This is a genomic window from Streptomyces sp. Root431 (genome assembly GCF_001426585.1).
In the GTDB taxonomy this organism is placed as follows: Bacteria; Actinomycetota; Actinomycetes; order Streptomycetales; family Streptomycetaceae; genus Streptomyces; species Streptomyces stackebrandtii.
The window spans coordinates 547,734-569,390 of record NZ_LMEI01000009.1 but is presented as its reverse complement, the minus strand read 5'-3'; the positions used below and the strand labels follow the sequence as shown (position 1 = coordinate 569,390).

The window sequence follows — 21,657 nt, the reverse complement described above, 5'->3', positions numbered from 1 at the left end:
CCCCGCCCCGGCCCCTCGGACCGTCGGGCCCGCGGGCTACCGTCGGTCCATGACCACGCGCGCGTACGGAAGGACGTCCTGGCCCTGGGCCGCCGTCGCCGTCCTGCTGTTCTGGCAGACCTGGTTCCTCTGTCACGTGTACGCCACCGAGCGCTCGGGTGTCCGCTGGACCTGCGACAGCGAGGGCTGCGGCACGAACCAGCTCGCGGGCGGGGCGCTCTTCCTCGCGGCGCCCACGGCCCTGGGCGCCGCCGTGCTCGCGGCCCCCTTCCTGGGACCCGCCGGGGCCGGTCTCGCGGTGCTGCTCGCCGCCTTCGGGCTCCTCGTGGGCCGGGAGGACGACCACATGGTCGTCGCGGGGTACGGCCTGGCCGGGCTCGGCGCCGTCCTCCTCGTCGCCGGAGCGGCCCGGGCGCTGAGCCGCCGGGGCCGACCCCGGGACGACTCGGAGGAGAACGGCCCGGCTCGGGACGGCGGTCGCGTCCCCGTCCGCGCCCTGCTGGGCCGCGTCCTCGCCCCCGGGACGCTCCTCGTGGCCGCGCCCGCCGCCGTCATGGTCACCGCCTTCGTCCACGCGGCGCTCGACGGGCCGCGCTGGGTCATGATGCTCGGCCTCAACGGCACGATCGCCGTGCTCTTCGCGCTCGGAACGGCGAGGCTGCGGCACCGCCCCGGTGTGGCCCGGAGCCTCCCTTCCGGGCAAGGGGCCGTCCACGCGCCCGCCCGGCTCCACTCCCTCACCGCCCGCGGCACCGACTTCGTCTTCGACCTGACCGTCCTCCCCGAAGGGGGCGACCCGTACCGGATCGAGGTCCAGCAGCCCATCGACCTCCAGGACGTACGGATCCACCGCGCGGCGCTCGTCCGCCTCGACCCGCGCCGCCCCTGGCGCGTCGACCTCCCCGCGCGCCCGCCGGCCGCCGAACTGGCCCGCGCCCGCGCCGCCGCCCGCACGAACGACCTCCCGGCGGCCCCCCGCCTCAGAACCCCGGCCCCCGGCACCCCGGGCCTCGTGGCCGGAGCCGCCCTCACCGCCGTCTTCCTGACCCTGCTCTTCGTGGTCTGACGAAGGCGCCGAAAAAACCCGTGGCGCGCACCGAGGCGCTCCCGCTACGGTGTTCCGCGTACAAGATCGCGAAAAGACACAGGAGGTGTGACCGATGGCTGCCGTCACGCAGGGCTTCGCCCACACGCAGAAATTCGTTCACGTCACCTCCGTGGCCACCGGCTGACCTTCTTCTCCACCCACGCCGCCGGGGCCGCCCCTTGAAGGGTCCCCCTTGTCTTTCTCGCTTTCCGTCACTTCTTCCTCCTCTTCCTCCTCGCTGCTCGACGCCCACGGCTGGGACGCCGGCTGGGCCGAGGCCTTCGCGCCGTACGCCGCCCAGGGACTGCTCCCCGGCCGGGTCATCCGCGTCGACCGCGGGCAGTGCGACATCGCCACCGCCGAGGGCGTCGTGCGCGCCGACACGGCGTTCGTGACCCCGCACGACCCGCTCCGGGTCGTCTGCACCGGCGACTGGGCCGCCGTCGACCCCGAGGGCGTCAGCGACCCCCGCTACGTACGGGCGCTGCTGCGGCGCCGTACGGCCTTCGCGCGCTCCACCTCCTCCCAGCGGTCCGAGGGGCAGATCCTCGCGGCCAACGTCGACCACGCGGTCATCACCGTCTCGCTCGCCGTCGAGCTGGACCTCGGCCGGATCGAACGCTTCCTCGCCCTGGCCTGGGAGTCCGGCGCGCAGCCGATCGTCGTCCTCAGCAAGGCGGACCTCGTGCCCGACCCCGTCGGGCTGTCCTACCTCGTCGAGGACGTCGAGACCGTCGCCCCCGGCGTCCCGGTCGTGCCCCTGAGCTCCGCCACGGGGGAGGGCCTCGACGTGCTGGCCGCCGCCGTCGCGGGCGGGACGACCGTCCTGCTCGGCGTCTCCGGCGCCGGGAAGTCCACCCTCGCCAACGCGCTCATCGGCACGGACGTGATGACCGTCCAGGCCGCCCGTGACGTCGACGGCAAGGGCCGCCACACCACGACCACCCGCAACCTCTTCGTGCTGCCGGGTGGGGGCGTCCTCATCGACACCCCCGGGCTGCGCGGGGTCGGGCTCTGGGACGCCGAGACCGGCGTCGGCCAGGTGTTCTCCGAGATCGAGGAGCTGGCGGGGAACTGCCGGTTCCACGACTGCGCCCACGAGTCGGAGCCCGGCTGCGCGGTCGCGGCGGCGATCGAGGACGGCTCGCTGCCCGTGCGCCGCCTGGAGAGCTACCGCAAGCTGCTCCGCGAGAACCAGCGGATCGTGGCCAAGACCGACGCCCGGATGCGCTCCGAGATCCTCAAGGACTGGAAGCGCAAGGGCGCGGAGGGGCGCGCGGCCATGGAGGCCAAGCGCGGGCGCGTCCGGTAGGCCCCCGGGTGGCGTGTCGCGGTCCCGGGGCCCCTCCCGGACCGCGAGCGCCGCGTCCGAAATCCGCCAGTCGGGGGTCTTCGGGTCCCGCACACTGGGAAGCGTGAGGGACGACGACACCCGCTACGAAGCGGTCAGCAGCAGGGACGCCCGGTTCGACGGCGAGTTCTTCTTCGCCGTCCGCACCACCGGGATCTACTGCCGCCCGAGCTGCCCCGCCGTCACCCCGAAGCGGCAGAACGTCTCGTTCTTCCCCACGGCCGCCGCCGCCCAGGGCCACGGCTTCCGCGCCTGCCGCCGCTGCCGGCCGGACGCCGTGCCCGGCTCCGCCGCGTGGGACGTACGGGCCGACGTCGTCGGCCGCGCCATGCGCATGATCGGCGACGGGGTCGTCGACCGCGAGGGCGTCCCCGGCCTCGCCGGACGCCTCGGCTACAGCACCCGGCAGGTGCAGCGCCAGCTCACCGCCGAGCTCGGCGCCGGGCCCGTCGCCCTCGCCCGCGCCCAGCGGGCGCACACCGCACGCCTCCTGCTCCAGACGACCGGCCTGCCCGTCACCGAGATCGCCTTCGCGGCCGGCTTCGCGAGCGTCCGCCAGTTCAACGAGACCATCCGCGCCGTCTACGCCCGCACCCCCACCGCCCTGCGCGCCGAGGCGGGCAGCGGCGCGGGCGGCCGCACCGCGCTCGCCGCCGGGGTCCCGCTGCGGCTCGCCCACCGGGGGCCGTACGCCGCGGGCGAGGTCTTCGACCTGCTCGCCGCCGAGGCCGTGCCCCGCGTCGAGGAGGTCGCCGGCGCCCCCGGCGCCCGCACCTACCGGCGCTCGCTCCGCCTCCCGTACGGCACCGGGGTCGTCTCCGTCGACGAGCGGTCCGCCGGACGCTGGCTCGACGCCCGCATCCACCTCACCGAGCTCCGCGACCTGACCACCGCCGTGCACCGGCTGCGCCGCCTCTTCGACCTCGACGCCGACCCGTACGCGGTCGCCGAGCGCCTCGGCGCGGCCCCCGGGCTCGCCGCCGAGGTCACCGCACGGCCCGGCGTACGGTCCCCGGGGACGGCCGACCCGGAGGAGTTCGCCCTGCGGACCCTCCTCGGACGCGAGGAGTCCGCCCGGCTCGTCGAGGCGCACGGCACGCCCCTGGCCACCGCCTGCGGCGGCCTCACCCATGTCTTCCCGGCCGCCGCCGACCTCACCGACCACCCTGTCGCGGGGCCGCTGGCCAGCGCGCTCGCCGACGGGGCCGTACGCCTCGACCCGGGCGCCGACCGCGACGAGGCCGAGCGCGCGCTGCTCACCGTCCCCGGCGTGACCCCCGAGGCCGCCGCCCTCATCCGGATGCGGGCCCTCGGCGACCCGGACGTGCTCCCGGTGGGCGTCCCGGACACGGAGGAGTGGAGCCCCTGGCGCTCGTACGCGGCCCGCTACCTCAGGGCCGCGCCGTAGAGTCCGCTGAGCCCCCGGAGCACCGCCCGCTCAGCCCCAGAGCACCGCGCCCGCCCACGCCCCCACGATCAGCAGGCACGCGAAGAGTTCGACGAGGATGCTCGTACCGGCCGCCCGCATGACCGTCCGGGTCGCGGCCCTGGCCTGGCCGTGGCCGCCGAGGCGGAGCCGCTCCGCGAGGTAGATCCCGCCGACGAAGCCGGGGATCGCGCCGAGGACCGGGACCAGGACGAAGCCCAGGAGGGCGCCCACTCCCGCGTACACGATCATCCGCCGCGTGATGCCGGCGCCCCGGAACCGGCGTGGCGGGAGCTGCCAGACGACCACCTGCGTGAGGAGCAGCAGACCGGTCGAGGAGGCCAGCAGGATCCAGGCGAGGTCCGACCGCTCGTGCAGCGACCACCAGAGCATCGCGGCCCACACCAGCCACGTTCCCGGCACGCCGGGGGTCAGCACCCCGAACAGGCCGAGCAGCATCACCGTCGCGACCATCAGGAGCTGCCACACACCCACGCAGCCCAGCGTCCCCCAGAACGGGAGTCCGCGCAGGTCGCACGGCGCATACGGGGGGGTGGTGGCCCGCGCGGGCCGCCCAGCCGGAACCTGTGCGGGCCGCCCAGCCGGGACCTGTGCGGGCCCTCTGTCGCGGGCCGCGCGGGCCTCTCAGTCGGTGCCTGCGCGGGCCGAGTGCCGCAGGCGGGCCGCTCGGGCCGCTCGGGCCTCTCGGCCGGTGCCCGTGCGGGCCCTCTGCCAAGGGCCGTGCGGGCCCCTCAGTCGCGCCTCCCGCCCCTCAGCCGCGGGCCACCCACCCCTTCTCGTACGCGTGCCAGCCCAGCTGGAGGCGGGTCGTGACCCCGGTCAGCTCCATCAGGCCCTTGACCCGGCGCTGCACGGTCCGCAGTCCCAGGTCCAGCTGCTTGGCCACGCTCGCGTCCGTCATGCCGGCGAGCAGCAGGGACAGGATCTCCAGGTCCATCACGTCCGGGCCCGGCGCCTCGTCCTCGGTGATCTGCGCGCCCGCCCCGAGCCGCAGCGGCAGCGCGTCACGCCACACCGACTCGAAGAGGCCCATCAGTGATTCGAGGAGCCCGCTCGCGTGCACGACGATCGCCGCCGGCTCCGCGCCCCGCCCGGTCAGCGGCACCATGGCGAGCGAGCGGTCGGCGACCACCAGCTTGGTGGGGACCCGGTCGGCGACCCGGATCAGTTCCTCGCGGCCGAGCGCCGCCGACAGTTCGAGCAGCCCGGTCGGGAGGGAGAGCACCTCGCGCTCCAGCACCACCCGGTAGCGCACCCCGCGTCCGGCGGCCTGCTCCTCCGCGTCGTTCTCCATCCCGGAGACCGCGATCGGCTTGCCCGTGACCAGGGCGCAGACCTCCTCCTGCGCGCCCAGCTGGAGCTGGAGGAAGCGGTGGGTGACCGCGCTCGCGCCGGTCACCACCTCCACCAGGTCGTGGACGGCGGACTCCGCCGCCTCCGCCCGGTACTCCTCGGCGAGCAGCTTCGCCGCCAGCTCGGCCTGCTCCAGTTCGTGACGCTGCTGGGTGAGGAGCGCGCCCAGGGCGACCCCCGGCGGCGCCGCCACCCACCGCCCGGTCCTGGCCGATGACTGGGCGGCCAGCCCCTGGGACTCCAGCCGGCGCAGCGCCCGCTCGGTGTCCCGCTCGGGCAGGGCGAGCCGGTGCGCGAGGTCGGTGACCTCGGCCGCGCCGAGCGCGACCAGCGCGCGGTAGGCGGACTCCTGGCGTTCGTCGAGCCCTATCGCTCCCAGCATGGTTGCCCCACCCCTCGCCCCACGTCCGACGGCGCCCCGGATCTTCCCTGGGCATTCACCGGAGGCATTCGTTCCGTTGGTGACCTGGCGGGAAACGGCCACGGCGTATTCCCGCCTTGCCCATCATCCCTGTACCGCCCTCACCTCTGCCAATGTGGCGCCACCGCAGCACCAACAGCCTCCGGAGACGGGTGTCTTGTGCCCTTTTTCCGGAATCAGATGGGGAGAGCGATGCGCCCGATTTCGCGTACGGCCCTGGGGGCGGCGACCGCCGTCGTCCTGGCCGTCACCGCGGTCGCGCCGTCCATGGCGAATGAGCCTCAGGACGGCACGGCCGACAAGCGACCGCTGGTAGGCAGCGAGGCCTCGGCCCGCGCCGGGGACCGGACCGCGACGGTGACCCTGGTCACCGGCGACCGCGTCCTGGTCACCCGTGACGCCGACGGGAACCCGGCGGCCACGGCGCTGCCCCGCGAGGACGGCTCGGTCCCGCTCGTCCAGACCCGCCGCTCGGGCCAGGACCTGTACGCCTACCCCGAGGCCGCCACCGACGCGCTCGCCGCGGGCCGCGTCGACGAGGAGCTCTTCAACGTCACCGGGCTCGTCCGCCAGGGCTACGACGACGCCGCCAGCACGACGCTGCCGCTCATCGCGGTCTACGGCTCCGACCTCGCCCGCTCCGTCCCCCTCGCGCCGCGCGGTGCCCGTCGCGGCCAGGTCCTGAAGACCGTCGACGGCGTGGCGCTCAAGGCCGACAAGAAGCAGGCCGCCACCTTCTGGGCCGACGTGAACACCCCGGAGGCCCGCTCCGCCGCCGGCATCGAGAAGCTCTGGCTCGACCGAAAGGTTCAGGCCACCCTGGAGCAGTCGACGAAGCAGGTCCACGCCCCCGAGGCCTGGGCCGCCGGCTACGACGGCACCGGCACCAAGGTCGCCGTCCTCGACACCGGCGCCGACGCCGAGCACCCCGACCTCAAGGGCCGCATCGTCGCCGCGGAGAACTTCACCGACTCCGACACCGCCGACGACCGCCAGGGCCACGGCACCCACACCATCTCCACCGTCGGCGGCTCCGGCGCCGCGAGCGGCGGCGCCAAGAAGGGCGTCGCGCCCGGCGCGGAGCTCCTCAACGGCAAGGTCCTCAACGACTACGGCTCCGGCGCCACCTCGTGGATCATCGCCGGCATGGAGTGGGCCGTCGCGCAGGGCGCCGACGTCGTCTCCATGAGCCTCGGTAACCCCACCCCCACCGACTGCACCGACCCGATGAGCGTCGCCGCCGAGGAACTTGCCCAGAACGAGGGCACGTTGTTCGTCATCGCCGCCGGAAACTCGGGCCCGACCCTCAACACGGTCTCCTCGCCCGGCTGCGCGCCCAGCGTCCTCACCGTCGGCGCCACCGACCGCGACGACTCCACCGCGTACTTCTCCAGCCGCGGCCCGACGATCGTCAACCACACCCTCAAGCCCGAGATTGCCGCGCCCGGCGTGGGCATCTCCGCCGCGGCCGCCGGCGGCCGCGGCGTGTACGCCTACCAGTCCATGTCCGGTACGTCGATGGCCACCCCGCACGTCGCGGGCGCCGCCGCCATCGTCAAGCAGCGCCACCCCGACTGGACCGCCCAGCAGATCAAGGCCGCCCTCGTCTCCTCCGCCGAGAGCGACCTCCCCGGCGACGTCCGCGAGGTCGGCGGCGGCCGCCTCGACGTCAAGTCGGCCATCGACCAGACGGTCCTCGGCGCCTCCGCCGTCCAGGGCGGCACTTTCAACTGGCCGCAGGACAGGACCGACCGCACCACGGTGTCCGTCCCGTACACCAACACCTCCGACGCCCCGGTCACCCTGAACCTGGCCGTCGAGAAGGTCACCGGCAACGACGGCTCCCGCGTGCGGAGTTCGGTCGCCCGCCTCGGCAAGCGCACCGTCACCGTCCCGGCCGGCGCCACCGTCCAGGTCCCGCTGGAGCTCGCTCCCGACGCCGCCCTCGACCGCGCCCAGTACGGCGACGTCACCGGCCGCGTGATCGCCACCGGCGAGGGCGGCCTCCACGTCTCCACCCCGTTCTCCCTCTACGTGGAGCCCGAAACCGTCACCCTGCGCGTCAAGCTGACCGACCGTCAGGGCAAGGCGGCCTCCGGCGCCTCCTCCCTCGACGTCATCGGCACCGACGACGCCAGCGGCGAGCGCCGCTTCAACGACGGAGCCGCCGACCAGGTCTACCGCCTGCGCCCCGGCAGCTACTTCCTCTCCTCCTTCGTCACCACCCCCGACGCCGGAGAGGGCGCCACGCTGAACGACTCGATCAGCTACCTCGGCCGCCCGCAGCTGGAGTTGAGGAAGGACACCACGGTCGTCCTCGATGCCCGCAAGGCCCACAAGCTGTCGGTGAAGACCGACAAGGCCTCCGAACTCCGCGGCGCCACCCTCGCGTTCGCCCGCTCCTGGGACGACGCCTGGCTCCACGCCGGCACCGCCGCCGGCCCGCGCACCATCCGCGGCTACTACGCCTCGGTCGAAGGATCCGTCAGCGACGGCGACTTCGAGTTCGGCAGCTACTGGCGCGCCGCCGCCCCGCAGATCACCTCGCTGCGCACCGGTGACGGCCTGGCCCTGCACCCGCTGACCGGCTCCCTGGGCTCCGACAACCTCGACGGTACGGGCTCCGCCCGCCTCGTCGACGCCGGAACGGGCACCCCCGAGGAGCTGAAGGCCGCCGCCGTCCAGGGCCGCGTCGCCCTCGTCCGGCTCCCGGACGGCTCCACCAGCGCGGGCACCCTCGCCCGGGACGCCAAGGCCGCCGGCGCCGTCGCCGTCGTCACGTACCACTCGGCCCCCGGCCGCTGGTACCCGACGGGCGGCTTCACCGGCCTCGGCCTCCCCATCCTCTCCGTCCCCTCCGCGGAGGGGACCGCGCTCCTCGGCAAGCTGGCCGCCGGCGAGGTCACCCTCGACTGGAAGGCCACCGCGAAGACCCCGTACGTCTACAGCCTCGCCTTCCCCGAGGCCGGCGCGATCCGCGGCGACAAGGACTACAGGGTCCGCGACGCCCAGCTGGGCCGCACGGAGTCGACCTACGGCTCGGCCGGCGTCGCGACCGACTTCACGGACTTCACGGACGCCTACCGCCCGAACGGCCTCGGCGTCACCTTCGGCTCGCTGGAGACCGTCCCGGCGCCCGGCACCCGCACCGAGTACTACTCGGCCGGTGACACCGTCTGGCAGCAGATGGTCAACAGCAGCTTCCCGTTCGGGGAGATCATGATCGGCGCCCGCCACGCGTTCAAGGCCGGCGAGAAGCGCACCGAGAACTGGTACGACGGTGTCATCGCCCCCACCGCGCCCCGCGACACCACCGGCAAGCCGGTCCTCGTCTCCGAGCGGCAGGGCAACCTCATCGGCTTCGCGAACGCCATGTGGGGCGACGGCACCCACCACGCCGTGCCCGGCTCCTTCGGTGACATCGGCAACCTCCGCCTCAGCCGCGACGGAGAGCTCATCGGCGAGACCGGCTGGCCGTTCGGGGTGTTCGAGGTACCGGCCGAAGCCGGGACGTACACGCTCGAACAGAACACCATGAAGATCGGCAGCAAGGTGTGGGCCCGCTCCACGTCCGTCAACTCGGTGTGGAAATTCACCTCCAAGCTTGACGAGAGCGTCTATTCTCAGGGCATCCCGATTCTCTTCCCCCGGTACGACCTTCCGGAGGACGGACTCAAGACCCTCGCCGCGACCGACGGCCAGCAGATCGGCCTCACCGCGACGGGTCACGCGGGCTACACCCCCGCAGCGCTCACCTCGGCCAAGCTCTCGTACTCCTACGACGGGGGTACGACCTGGACCGAAGCGCGGGTCTCTCAGCAGGGCGGCGACTGGACCGCGACCGTGAACCACACGGGCGCGACCGGCAAGCCCGTCACCCTGAAGACCGAACTGACGGACGCCAACGGCAACTCCGTCACCCAGACCGTGGTCCGCGCTTACGACGTGCGCTGATCACGACGGTCCGCCGGGCGTCCTTCCCGTGGGGGGTGGGGCCGCCCGGCGGACCACTCATTTCGCTTCGCGCGTTCGCGTCACTCATTCGCAGCAACGGTTTTCCTGATGTCCGTTTTCGGGCGCCGTGCGCGGTGGACAATAAGGGCATGACTCAGCAGGGGGACAACTGGTGGGACAAGCTCTACGACGAGTCGGCGCCGGACACGGCCCCGACGGTCTCGGGTGACACGCTCGACGACCACTTCGCCTCGGCGCCCCGTGCCACCACGGGCCCGCCGGGCCCCGGCCCGGACCCGAAGGCGGAGGACCCCCGGACGGCGGCGCCGCCCGTCCTGTCCGACCGGGCGCCCTGGGAGGCCCCCGAGTCGGGGCCGCGCTCCTTCCCCGGACCGCCGCCCCCGGCCGCCCCGCCGACCCCCGTACCCCAGGCCGATCCGGTCCTGGAGACGGAACCGGAGACGGACCAGGAGGCAGTACCGGGGACGGACCTGGAGGCGGAAGCGGGGACGGACCCCGACGGCCCGTGGACCGACCCCGACACCGGCCCCGAGACCGCACCCGACGCCGACCTCACCGTCCAGGTGCCCCTGCCCCGCCCCCGGGCGGCCGGGTTCGTCGGCAGCAGACCGCCGACCTACGAGCCCGAACCCACGGCCCTCCCCGTCGCCCGCCCCGGCGAGCTCGCCGAACTGGTCTCCGACACCGTCCTCGACGGCGCCCGCTACGGCACCTGCACCCTGCGGGCCGCCTCCGTACGCGGCGACTCCGCCCGCTACCGCGGCGAACCCCGCCGCGACGCCCTGCTCACCGCCCGCTTCGGCCACGACGAGGCCGCGCTCGTCCTCGTCGCCGTCGCCGCCGGCTCCCGCGCCGCCGAGGACGCCCACCTCGCCGCCGCCGACGCCTGCCAGTGGATCGCCGAGGCCGTCGGCCGCAGCCACGCCCGGCTCTCCGAGGACATCAGGACCGGCCGCCGCGGCGACCTCAAGTCCGGACTGCACCGGCTCACCGACCGTACGTACGGCAAGCTGCGCGCCCGCGCCGCCGACCGGGGCCTCGCCCCCGACGAGTACACGGCGACCCTCCGCTGCCTCCTCGTCCCCGCCGACCCCGAGTGCCGCACACGGGTCTTCTTCGGGATCGGCGGCGGCGGCCTCTTCCGGCTCCGCGACGGCTCCTGGCAGGACATCGAACCGCTCCTGCCCGAACCCACCGCCGTCACCGGAGCCCCGGTCGTCGGCTTCGGCTCACCGCCCGCGCGTCGGGCGACCGAACCCGAGACCGACGTCGAGGGCGAGACCGCGGAGGGCGACCGGCTCACCATGAACCTCGGCGTCACGACCGCGCCCGGCCCGCTCGTCGAGGAGCCGGTCCCGCCGCCCGCCGAACCCTTCCGCTTCCGGGCCTCCGTCGCCCGCCCCGGGGACACCCTGCTCCTCGCCTCGCCCGGCCTCGCCGAGCCGATGCGCGGCGAACCCGCCCTCGCCCGCGAACTCGCCGCCCGCTGGGCCGATCAGGAGCCGCCCGGCCTCGCCGCCTTCCTCGCCGACACCCAGCTGAGGGTGACGGGCTACGCCGACGACCGCACGGGGGTGGCCGTCTGGGAGGCGTAACCCGGCAGGCGTGACGCGCCGGGTCATGTGTTGATGGAGCCATGGCCAAACAGAACGTCGCAGAACAGTTCGTCGACATCCTCGTGCGCGCGGGCGTGAAGCGCATGTACGGCGTCGTCGGCGACAGTCTGAACCCGGTCGTCGACGCCATCCGCCGCACCCCCGCGCTCGACTGGATCCAGGTGCGACACGAGGAGGTGGCCGCCTTCGCCGCCGGCGCCGAGGCGCAGATCACCGGCCGCCTCGCCGCCTGCGCCGGCTCCTGCGGCCCCGGCAACCTCCACCTCATCAACGGCCTGTACGACGCCCACCGCTCGATGGCCCCGGTCCTGGCCCTCGCCTCGCACATCCCGTCCAGCGAGATCGGCCTCGGCTACTTCCAGGAGACCCACCCCGACCAGCTGTTCCGCGAGTGCAGCCACTACAGCGAACTCATCTCCAACCCGAAGCAGATGCCCCGGCTGCTCCAGACGGCGATCCAGCACGCCGTCGGCCGCAGCGGCGTCAGCGTGGTCTCGCTGCCCGGCGACATCGCCTCCCTGCCCGCCCCGGACAAGGCGGTGGAGACCGCGCTCGTCACCTCCCGCCCCACCGTCCGGCCGGGCGACGACGAGATCGACGCGCTCGTCCGGATGATCGACGCGGCCGACCGGGTGACGCTCTTCTGCGGCAGCGGCACGGCGGGCGCGCACGCCGAGGTGATGCAGTTCGCCGAGCGGATCAAGTCCCCGGTCGGCCACGCCCTGCGCGGCAAGGAGTGGATCCAGTACGACAATCCGTACGACGTCGGCATGAGCGGACTGCTCGGCTACGGCGCCGCCTACGAGGCCACCCACGAGTGCGACCTGCTGATCCTGCTCGGCACGGACTTCCCGTACAACGCCTTCCTGCCCGACGACGTGAAGATCGTCCAGGTCGACGTCCGCCCCGAGCACCTCGGCCGGCGCTCCCGCCTCGACCTCGCCGTCTGGGGCGACGTCCGCGAGACGCTGCGCTGCGTCGTCCCGCGCGTCCGAGCCAAGACCGACCGCCGCTTCCTCGACAAGATGCTGAAGAAGCACGCCGACGCCCTGGAAGGCGTCGTCAAGGCCTACACGCGCAAGGTGGAGAAGCACATCCCGATCCACCCCGAGTACGTCGCCTCCGTCATCGACGAACTCGCCGACGGTGACGCCGTGTTCACCGTGGACACGGGCATGTGTAACGTCTGGGCCGCCCGCTACCTCTCGCCCAACGGACGCCGCAGGATCATCGGCTCGTTCAGTCACGGCTCGATGGCGAACGCGCTGCCGCAGGCCATCGGCGCGCAGTTCACCGACCGGGGCCGGCAGGTCGTGTCGCTCTCCGGCGACGGCGGATTCTCCATGCTCATGGGCGACTTCCTCACCCTCGTCCAGTACGACCTCCCGGTGAAGGTCGTCGTCTTCAACAACTCCTCGCTCGGCATGGTCGAGTTGGAGATGCTGGTGGCCGGACTCCCCTCTTACGGGACGACGAACAAGAACCCCGACTTCGCGGCCATCGCGCGCGCCGCCGGGGCCTACGGCGTCCGCGTCGAGAAGCCCAAGCAGCTCACGAGCGCCCTGAAGGACGCCTTCAAGCACAAGGGCCCGGCCCTCGTCGACGTCGTCACCGACCCCAACGCCCTCTCCATCCCGCCCAGGATCAGCAGCGAGATGGTCACCGGCTTCGCCCTCTCCGCCAGCAAGATCGTCCTCGACGGGGGAGTGGGCCGCATGCTCCAGATGGCGCGTTCCAACCTGCGCAACGTCCCCAGGCCCTGAGTCCCCAGGCCTGAGTCCCCCGGCTCCGAGGGAATGCGGGCGCCCCCGTGGGGCATGCATCCCCGTGAGCCTGTTCGACGACGTGTGGGTGGGGGATATGGCCGGGGAGGCACGACAGCCGACTCAATTGCTCAGGAAGGTGGGATGCGCGGATCTCACCGCGGTGCCGGAGGTGCGACATGCCTTGCGCGAACTGCTGCGGAAATGGGGCGGGCCGGGCGCCTCCGACGTGGCCGAACTGCTCACCAGCGAACTGGTGACCAATGCCCTGGTCCACACCGACCACGGGGCCGTCGTGACCGCGACGGTCGTCCCCGAGCAGCTCAGGGTCGAGGTCCGTGACTTCGTCCCCGGGCTCGAAACGCCGCACGCACCGCCCGCCGACGACGGTACGCACGGCCGGGGGCTCGTCCTCGTCCAGGCCCTGGCCGACTCCTGGGGAGTCGAGGAACACGGAGTGGGCAAGGTGGTCTGGTTCGAACTGAACGGCGGGGCCGCCTGAGAGGCGGCCCCGCCGGATTCCGTGCGATTCCCGTTCAGCCGAACTGCTGCTCCAAGTCCTTGAGCTTGCGCTCCAGGGAGTCGAGCCGTGGCAGCGTCTGGGTGTCGTCCTCGGCGGTGAGGTCCACCATCCGGGAGTCCGCGCGGGAGTCCGCGCCGCGGGAATCCGCGGTACGGGAGTCGCCCGAGCGGGCGTCAGCGCCCCTGACGGCTTGCAGGGATGGCCGGGGTCGAAGCGGCAGTTGTCCCGGGTCCGCTATGGCGGGCTCCGCGACGGCGGCCTGCACGGCAGCCGTCGCGGAGCCGGAGCCCGCACCCGATCCGGAACCGCCGCCGGAGCCCGTACCGGCGCCCCCCGCGGTGCCCAGTGCCGCCATCTCGACCTGCCGGTCGGTGCCGCCGCCGCGGCCGAGCCCGAAGGCGCGGTGCTGGCGGTTGATGGCCTTGAGCCGCGCCCGGTCGAGCTTGACTTGGTCGCGCCGGCGGAGCCGGTTCTGCTCCTTCTCCCGCCGGTCCTCGCGCACCTCGTCGACAGCCTCGTCGAGCGTCCGCACGTTCTCCAGGAGCATCAGCGACCAGGCCGCGAAGGTCTCCCGGGGCGCCCTCAGCCACCGGACGATCCGGATCTGCGGCAGCGGGCGGGGCACCAGGCCCTGCTCGCGGAGCGCGGCCCGGCGGGTCTGCTTCAGCGCCCGGTCGAAGAGGACCGCCGCCGAGAGGGACATGCCCGCGAAGAACTGCGGTGCCCCGTCGTGGCCTAGGCCGCGCGGGGCGTGCACCCAGTTGAACCAGGCGGCCGCGCCGGCGAACAGCCAGACCAGGAGCCGCGATCCGAGCGCCGCGTCGCCGTGGCTGGCCTCGCGGACGGCGAGGACCGAGCAGAACATGGCGGCGCCGTCGAGGCCGAAGGGTACGAGGTACTCCCAGCCCCCGGAGAGGTTGAGGTTCTGCCGGCCGAAGCCGACGAGTCCGTGGAAGGAGAGCGCCGCGGCGACCGCGGCGCAGCAGAAGAGCAGGACGTAGGAAGCCGTCCCGTACACCGCCTCCTTGCGTCTGCGGCGTTCCTCGTTGCGCTCCCAGGAGTCCTCGGCCGCGGCCTGGTCACCGGCGCGCTTCCCGCGCGCGAGCACCGCCACCGCCGTCAGGACCCCGGCCACCATCACGCCGCCCGGAAGCAGCCAGTCCAGCGATATGTCGGTCAGTCTCATGCGGTGTCCCTTGCATCGCAGTAGGGCGTTTGGCGGCCCATACTGGCCGACCCCGCGCGGCGCTCAAGCGGTTTCGGGGCAAGAGCACGCCATCGGGGTCCCAGGGCATACGAATAGGTGCCATCTGGTCGAACACCCGTGCAGGGAAGGGGGGTTGGGTTCGATTTACGCCACCCGTCCGGGTGGCGTAATCACCCGGGAGCCTCAGGCGGTCGCGGCCAGGCGACGGACGCGCTCCGTGTCGCACGTGCGCGGGCAGGTGAGGCAGGTGTCCTCGGGGCGCAGCGTGTAGAAGAAGCAGCAGGTCGCCCGGTCGCGGGTGGCGCGGGGGGCGCCGTCAGGGCCCTCGGCGCCGGTGAGCTCGCGGAAGCCGGCCGATCCGGCGTACGGCTTGTGCTGCTTGCGGGTGGCGGTGGTGCCCGGCAGGAGGAGTTCGAGCTCGGCCATCGCCCGCCCCTCCTCGCCGAGCAGGGCGCCGATGTACCAGAGGCCCTCGACGATCTCGTCCGTGGCCATGCCCCACAGGGCCCGGCGGCCGCGCTTCATCCGGGGGCCGAAGCCGCCCAGGATCGCCTCGAAGTGCTCGGCGAGCGAGGCGCGCACCTCGGTCCGCAGCGCCTCCTCGTCGGCGACGACCCGGGCGCCGGGCAGGTCGGCGGCGGGGTCGCCGGGCAGGCAGGCGAACTCCTCGACGCGGACGGACATGCGGCCGAGCGCGCGCTGGAACGAGACGTTCGCGGCGGGCAGCCGGGGCACCCGCCGGTGCAGGAACCAGGGGACGGTGACGAGGAGGCAGGCGGGCCAGGCGTAGCGGTGGAGTCCGAAGCTCGCGACGACGTCGGGGCGGGCCTGGGTGCCGTAGTCGCGCAGGACCTGGGCGTTGTCCCAGGCGAGGAAGGCGTCGAGGGCGGATCCGCCGGCCGCGAGCTCTTCGGCGCCGACCCAGCCCGCGCCGCGCGGCAGCCGTTCGTCCCGGACCGCTTCCTCTATCCGCAGGCCGGAGAAGACCTCGGCGAGCCGGGCGTAGGAGGCCGCGACGGGCGAGGCGAGGGGTGCGGGCAGCAGAGCGGGGACGGTCATGCGGACCACCGAATCGCGATCGTTAGCAGGTTAGCCTTACCTTACCCGAATCTCGATCGGCTCTCACCACCGCGCGGCCCGCACCCGCCCGCGGGGCAGCCCCCGCGCCCCATATGTCGGTCCGTTCGCCTATGGTGCACAGGGGACCCGGGTATCGCGAGCCGGGCCCGGCACGATGCCGCAGGAGGACCCGGGTGGAGCAGGGCGCAGCGCGCGAGCGGGCGACGGAGAGGCCGTACCCGCCGTCCGGCGACTCCGCACGCGTACCGGAGCAGGCCCGCGGCGTCGAGCAGGCCCGCGGCGCCGAGCCCGGCCGCAGCGCCGAGCAGGCCCGCGGCGAGCACACGCACGGCGAGCGCACGCATGGCGAGCACGCGCACGGCGATTCGGCGGCGCCCCGGCCCGCCTCCGTCCCCACCTCCGTCCCCGTCCCCGCCCCGCGGCCCGTCCAGCGGCACTCCGTCCGCGACCAGATCCTCGAAGCCCTCCGCACCGCCCTCGTCGGCGGCGAGCTCGTCCCCGGCGAGGTGTACTCGGGACCCGCCCTCGCCGAGCGCTTCGGCGTCTCGGCCACCCCCGTCCGCGAGGCCATGCAGCGCCTCGCCGTCGAGGGGGCCGTCGAGGTCGTCCCGAACCGTGGCTTCCGCGTCACCGAGCGCACCCCCCGCGAGCTCGCCGAGCTCGCCGAGGTCCGCGCGCTCATCGAGGTCCCCGTGATGCTCCGGCTCGCCCGCACCGTCCCGGCCGCCCGCTGGGCCGAGCTCCGCCCGCTCGCCGAGGCGACCGGGGCCGCCGCCGCCCGGGGCGACCGCGCCCACTACGCCGAGACCGACCGCGCCTTCCACCGGGCGGTCCTCGCCCTCGCCGGGAACGAGCAGCTGCTCGCCATCGCCGACGACCTCCACCGGCGATCCCAGTGGCCCCTGATCAGCGCCCCCGCCCTCCGCCACGGCGAACTCGTCGCGGACGCCGCCGAGCACACGGCCCTGCTCGACGCCCTGATCGCCCAGGACCTGCCGGTCGTCCAGTCGCTCGTACGGGAGCACTTCGCCGGATCGGAGTACTGAGCGCTCAAGAGCATTAAGGTCGTTGACGTCAGCCCGCCCGCACCGCGTCGCCCGTGAGGTGTCCCATGCCGTCCGCGACCCCGCCCCCGGCACGGGAGGGACGCCGAGCCGTCACCGGTACGGAAGCAGAGGCCGCGGCCCTGCTCGGCTGGCTCACCGACCCCGAGGCTCCCCGGCTCTGTCTCGTCACCGGCGCCCCCGGCAGCGGCAAGACGGCTCTCCTCGACTGGCTCGCCGCGTACGAGCCGCGCGCCGGCCGTCGGCGGCGCCGCACGCCCCGGGTCCTCGTCACGCTGGCCGGGCAGAGCGCGCTCGGCGCGACCTGGACGATCGCCGACCTGCTCGGTGTGGTGGCCAGGTCGCCCGACGAACTCGTCCGCGCCCTCGCCACCAGCGAGGAGCGCCCCTCGGGCCGGGCCGTCCTCCTGCTCACGGACCTCCACGCCGCCGCCGAACCGGCCGCGCTGACCGAGCTCATCGGCGAACTGGCCGGGGTGGGCCGGGTGCGGCTCGTCGTCGAGGCCCGCAGCGACAGCCCGGCCCCCGACACCCTGCGCGCCGCACGCCGGGCGACGGTCGTGGAGCTCGAAGGCGAGCACGCCGAGGACGACGGCGCCGCCGCGGAGCCCGTACGCCCGCTGCCCGACCTCTCCGACCCGCTCGCCGTGTGCGCCGCCGACCCGCTGCTCGTCACCACGGCGTACGTCACCGGAACCGGTGAAGGCTCCAGCGCGGCCGCCGTTGACGACCGCGGCGGACTCAGGACCGCCTGGCTGCGGGCCGGGCAGTCGCTCTGCCGAGCCCAGGACCCGGCGGAGCGGGCGCTGGTGCTCCTCGCCGCGCTCGGGGACGGCGCCGATCCCCGGCTGCGGCCCGCGCTGGCCGAGCTCGCGGAAGGTGCTTCCTGGCGGCTCCGCTGGGCCCGCCACCGCGGCGACCTGACACCGCCCTGGCCGGGCCCCGTCGCCGTACTCGGCGCCGCGGGCGGCCCGTTGGAGGGCACGCTGCTCGTCGGCGACCGCACCGGCACCGTCCGCCTGCTCCACGAGGCCGACGCGAGCTCCGCCGGGCGCCTCCCGCACACCGTCTCCGGCCGGGTCACGGCGCTCGCGCCCGCCCCGGACGGCACGGTCCTGCTCCTGGACGACCGGGGCAGGCTGCACTCCGTCCGGGGAACGGTGCCCAGGGCCCCGTACCTGGAGCGCCTCACCGAGGCCGTCTCGAAGACCCTGGCCCGCCACCCCGGCACCGCCCTCGCGGCCATCGCGGGCTCGGTCGTGGTGGGGGACCGGCTCGGCTCCGTGCACGCCTTCGGCCTCACCGGCCTCCACCAGGCGGCCCCGCACAGCGGCCGGGTCACGGCGGTCGCCGCCGTGGAGTCGGAGACCCCCTTCGTGTGCTCCGGCGGCGCCGACGGGACGGTACGGCTCTGGACCCCGGGCCGCGACCCGCGCCCCGAACCCCTCGCGGAACGCCGCTCCCCGGTCGTCTCCCTGCACGCGGCGGAGACCCCGCACGGCCCCGTGGTCGCCGCGGCCTGGGCCGACGGCCTCGTCGAGCTCCACCGCCCGGAAGGCGGCCCGACGCTCTCCTTCCGCCCCGGCCCCCCGGTCCGCGCGGTCGCGGTCACCGGCGCGGGCGCGCTGCTCGTCGGCACCGACGAGAGCCTGATCTGCCTCGTACCGGCATCCCCGTACGTCCCGCGGCCCGACGGCTCGCTGTAGCGACGCGGCGATGTGCCCCGCGCGTCGCCGCGCGAGGGGCACATCGCACAAGAGCCGAGGGAGCGTCATCTCGACGTTCCCGTCGGTGATTTCAGGTCGCGGTGCGCGGGGTCAGCTGGGCCGAGAGCCAGGTCGGCACGCCGCCGAGGAGCCGGAAGAGGCGCCTCGCCTCGGCCCGCAGCCGGCCTGCCTCCGGTTCCGTCTCGGTGTCGGCGAGCGCCGTGAGGGCCGGGGCCGTGCCGACCAGGTACCCCAACTCCTCGCGGATCCGAAGTGATTCGGCGAAACCGTGCCGCGCCTCCGCCAACTCCCCTTCCCGCAGCGCGAGTCCGGCGAGATGACGCCAAGTGGAGGAGAGCAGGAGGGAATCCCCCTGATCCTCCGCCCCCGCGTGCGCCCTGCGGTACGCGGCACGGGCCGCCTGCGGGGAGTCGCCGAGGTTCTGTGCGACGAGCCCGCGCCGGAAGTCCAGCAGGGGCCGGCCGCCGGCCGAGGGGCCGATCAGGGCGGCCGCACGCCCCAGGGCCATCCGGGCCTCGTCGGCCCGGTCGCGCACCCCGAGGAGCGTGGACGCGTAGGCGAGATAGCCGCGTTCGCAGGCGGCGGCCCCGCGCTCCTCGTCGGTGCGGGCGACCGCCTCGGCGGCCCGGAGGGCCTCCTCGGCGTCGGCCCAGCCCTGTTCGGTGTAGAGACAGCGCTCGATCAGCAGGGCCGCCCGTTCGAGCGCGGCGGCCGGTTCGGTCGCGTACGGGGCGAGCAGCGCTGCCGCGTCCGTCCAACAACCTCGGGAGCGGAGCCGCCATATGGCGGTCTCCACGGGAGTCTCCTTGCCGTAGGCGAGGGACGGATCTTCGCCACCCCTTGATTCGGAACCAGACATGGCGGTATCCGCCACATTGCCCTCCCCGAGCGCGCCATTGAGCTGTTGAGTGAGACCCGCATCTCAGCACGAAGGGGAGCACCTGGCCAAGGGGTCAGGTGAAAGAATTCACAAGAGTCCGGTGCGTGCGGACGCCACCGTCCGGGGAGGGGCCGACAGTCCGTCAGATCGCCTTCGGGCCCGGGATCAGGCCCCGGCGAGGCCCGTCGGCCACGCCGGCCGACGGGTCGCCACCAGCCCGGATGTCACTCCCGTGGACTCCTCCGAAAGAGTGAATTCGCCGGAAGGGGCGCCGGTGGATCGGCTCCTGTGGATCAGCTCATCCGGAGGGCGAGGAAGAAGTCGAGCTTGTCCTCCAGACGGGAGAGGTCGCGGCCCGTGAGCTGCTCGATCCGGCCCACCCGGTAGCGCAGCGTGTTCACGTGCAGGTGCAGCCGGGTGGCGCAGCGCGTCCAGGAGCCGTCGCAGTCGAGGAAGGCCTCCAGGGTCGGGATGAGCTCCGCGCGGTGGCGGCGGTCGTAGTCGCGCAGCGGGTCGAGCAGCCGGGCCGTGAAGGCGCGGCGGACGTCGTCCGGGACGAACGGCAGCAGCAGGACGTGCGAGGCCAGCTCGTGGTGGCCCGCGGCGCAGACCCGGCCCGGACGGGCCGCCGCGACCCGGCGGGCGTGCCTGGCCTCCTCCAGGGCCCCGCGCAGGCCCTCCGCCGAGTGCACGGCCGCGCTGACGCCGAGCGTGAGCCGCCCGTCGTCGGCGAGGCCGGCGGAGAGCGGGGCGCGTACGGCGGCGAGCAGCGCGTCCGCGTGCAGGCCCAGCGCGGTCGGCTGGCCCTCGTCCTCGCTGTCCGGCAGCGGCGCGGTGGCCAGCGGGACCAGGGCGATCGCCTCGTCGCCGCTGTGCGCGACGGCGATCCGGTCCGCGGACTCGGCGCCGACGGTCGCCGGGTCGACGAGGATCTCCTCCAGGAGCGCCTGGGCGACCGGGCCGCCGTCCACGGGGGTGCCCTGGCCGGCCTCCTGCTCCCAGTCGACGCGGGCGACGACGACCTGCCAGTGCGGGGCCGTGCCGAGCCCGGGCAGCAGCACGGGGGCCGCGACCCGCAGGCGGGCCGCGATCTCGGCGGGCGCGGCGCCCGTCTGCACCAGCTCCAGGACCTCCTGGGCGAGCCGGCGCCGTACCGTACGGGCCGCGTCGCGCCGGTCCCGCTCGACGGCGATCAGCTGGGTGACGCCCTGGAGCAGGTCCAGCCGGGCGGCGGGCCAGTCCCCGGCGTCCGCCTCGACGGCCAGCAGCCAGTCCGACAGGACCGTCTCGCGGACGTCCCTGGAGGCGGGGGCGGGGCCCCGGCCGGTGTTGCGGATCGGGAACAGCGAGTACGTGGCTCCGGCCGCGTTCAGCCGGTGCGGGCCGCGCCGCCCGGTCCGGGTCGCGGCCAGGTGCTCGCCCGCCAGGGTCGCCGCGAGCCCGCTGTCGAGGGGCTCGCCGGCGCCCGCGATCTGGCGGCCGGTGGGGGAGAGGACCCAGGCCCGGAGGTCCAGGTCGGAGCCGAGCAGGTCGAGGACGACCTCGGGGCCGCCGCCCGCCGGGCCGGAGGTCATGAGCCGCCGGTGCCGGTCGACGACGGCGGCCAGGTCGCCCGCCCGCTCGCCGGAGACCTGTCGAACAACGTGTTCGGTGATCGTCGCGAACGCAACGGTCTCGTTCACCGCGAAGAGCGGCAGCCGATGGCGCAAACACGCCTGTACGAGATCGTCGGGGATGTCCCCGAGCTCGGCCTCGCCCGCCGCGAGCGCGGCCACCCCGGCCGAGGCCAGGATCCGGACGAAGGGCTCGGCGTCGGCCGCGTCCCGCAGCCAGGCGAGGCCCGTGAGCACCAGCTCGCCCCCGGACAGGTACCGGCTGGGATCCTTGAGGTCCGTCGTCATCACGCCGCGGACGGTGCGGTCCAGCTCGTCCTCGCCGCCGAGCAGGCGCAGCCCCAGCGCGTCGTTCTCCAGCAGTGCGCGCAGCCGCATCGTGTCGCCGCCGTTCCTTCGTGTGGGTGGTCGTGGGTGTCGCGTTGTCGACGGTGGCGTGGTGCCACCGTTTCCAGGGGAAAACGGAGAGGTTGCTGTTCCCCGCCTTTCGTTCGAATCTACAAGACGACGACGGGCACCAGCCAACTCCTTCATGTTTTCGGTGACTGCA

At 74.3% G+C, this 21,657-nt stretch carries 15 protein-coding genes; 9 read left to right on the top strand and 6 right to left on the bottom strand.

What is annotated here, in order from left to right; all coding sequences use genetic code 11:
* Positions 1-49 precede the first annotated feature (49 nt).
* From ASC82_RS16090 to ASC82_RS16080, 3 genes are all read left to right on the top strand, one after another.
* A complete protein-coding gene (locus ASC82_RS16090; RefSeq protein WP_056647828.1) occupies positions 50-1,066 on the top strand; it encodes a hypothetical protein in 1,017 nt (338 codons plus the stop codon).
* Positions 1,067-1,280: 214 nt separating this feature from the next.
* Entirely contained in the window at positions 1,281-2,399 is a 1,119-nt protein-coding gene (gene rsgA, locus ASC82_RS16085; RefSeq protein WP_056647825.1) for a ribosome small subunit-dependent GTPase A, read from the top strand.
* A 103-nt stretch (positions 2,400-2,502) separates the two neighbouring features.
* Positions 2,503-3,846, top strand: a complete 1,344-nt coding sequence (locus ASC82_RS16080) for a DNA-3-methyladenine glycosylase 2 family protein (protein ID WP_056647822.1) — start codon at positions 2,503-2,505, stop codon at positions 3,844-3,846.
* 30 nt (positions 3,847-3,876) lie between these two features.
* On the opposite strand, the gene ASC82_RS16075 is transcribed toward ASC82_RS16080, so the two are convergent.
* Entirely contained in the window at positions 3,877-4,359 is a 483-nt protein-coding gene (locus ASC82_RS16075) for a DUF456 domain-containing protein (protein WP_056647819.1), read from the bottom strand.
* A gap of 277 nt (positions 4,360-4,636) precedes the next feature.
* Positions 4,637-5,620, bottom strand: a complete 984-nt coding sequence (locus ASC82_RS16070; protein ID WP_056647817.1) for a LuxR family transcriptional regulator — start codon at positions 5,618-5,620, stop codon at positions 4,637-4,639.
* 231 nt (positions 5,621-5,851) lie between these two features.
* On the opposite strand from ASC82_RS16070, the gene ASC82_RS16065 reads away from it, so the two are divergent.
* The 4 genes from ASC82_RS16065 (at position 5,852) to ASC82_RS16050 (ending at position 13,515) form a co-directional block, all read left to right on the top strand.
* Positions 5,852-9,613 carry a S8 family serine peptidase gene (locus ASC82_RS16065; protein ID WP_056647814.1) on the top strand — a complete coding sequence of 1,254 codons (3,762 nt, stop codon included), beginning with the start codon at positions 5,852-5,854 and terminating at the stop codon, positions 9,611-9,613.
* Positions 9,614-9,762: 149 nt separating this feature from the next.
* Positions 9,763-11,229, top strand: a complete 1,467-nt coding sequence (locus ASC82_RS16060; RefSeq protein WP_056647811.1) for a protein phosphatase 2C domain-containing protein — start codon at positions 9,763-9,765, stop codon at positions 11,227-11,229.
* Positions 11,230-11,270: 41 nt separating this feature from the next.
* On the top strand, positions 11,271-13,013 hold the full coding sequence (locus tag ASC82_RS16055; RefSeq protein WP_056647808.1) for a pyruvate dehydrogenase: 1,743 nt from the start codon (positions 11,271-11,273) through the stop codon (positions 13,011-13,013).
* 97 nt (positions 13,014-13,110) lie between these two features.
* On the top strand, positions 13,111-13,515 hold the full coding sequence (locus tag ASC82_RS16050) for an ATP-binding protein (RefSeq protein ID WP_056648620.1): 405 nt from the start codon (positions 13,111-13,113) through the stop codon (positions 13,513-13,515).
* 34 nt (positions 13,516-13,549) lie between these two features.
* Here the strand turns inward: ASC82_RS16050 and ASC82_RS16045 are convergent, their stop codons facing one another.
* Both ASC82_RS16045 and ASC82_RS16040 read right to left on the bottom strand, forming a co-directional pair.
* Positions 13,550-14,722, bottom strand: coding sequence for a DUF2637 domain-containing protein (locus tag ASC82_RS16045; protein ID WP_056647805.1), 1,173 nt, complete (start codon positions 14,720-14,722; stop codon positions 13,550-13,552).
* Between the two features lie 204 nt (positions 14,723-14,926).
* Complete coding sequence (locus ASC82_RS16040) at positions 14,927-15,802, bottom strand: (2Fe-2S)-binding protein (protein ID WP_056648618.1); 876 nt, start codon at positions 15,800-15,802, stop codon at positions 14,927-14,929.
* A 194-nt stretch (positions 15,803-15,996) separates the two neighbouring features.
* On the opposite strand from ASC82_RS16040, the gene ASC82_RS16035 reads away from it, so the two are divergent.
* A complete protein-coding gene (locus tag ASC82_RS16035; RefSeq protein WP_056647802.1) occupies positions 15,997-16,869 on the top strand; it encodes a GntR family transcriptional regulator in 873 nt (290 codons plus the stop codon).
* 65 nt (positions 16,870-16,934) lie between these two features.
* Positions 16,935-18,593, top strand: coding sequence for a hypothetical protein (locus ASC82_RS16030; protein ID WP_056647799.1), 1,659 nt, complete (start codon positions 16,935-16,937; stop codon positions 18,591-18,593).
* Between the two features lie 91 nt (positions 18,594-18,684).
* Here the strand turns inward: ASC82_RS16030 and ASC82_RS16025 are convergent, their stop codons facing one another.
* Positions 18,685-19,473 (bottom strand): hypothetical protein, encoded by a 789-nt coding sequence (locus ASC82_RS16025; RefSeq protein WP_056647796.1) that lies wholly within the window; start codon positions 19,471-19,473, stop codon positions 18,685-18,687.
* Positions 19,474-19,787: 314 nt separating this feature from the next.
* Positions 19,788-21,485, bottom strand: coding sequence for a PucR family transcriptional regulator ligand-binding domain-containing protein (locus ASC82_RS16020; RefSeq protein ID WP_024760266.1), 1,698 nt, complete (start codon positions 21,483-21,485; stop codon positions 19,788-19,790).
* Positions 21,486-21,657: the final 172 nt, after the last annotated feature.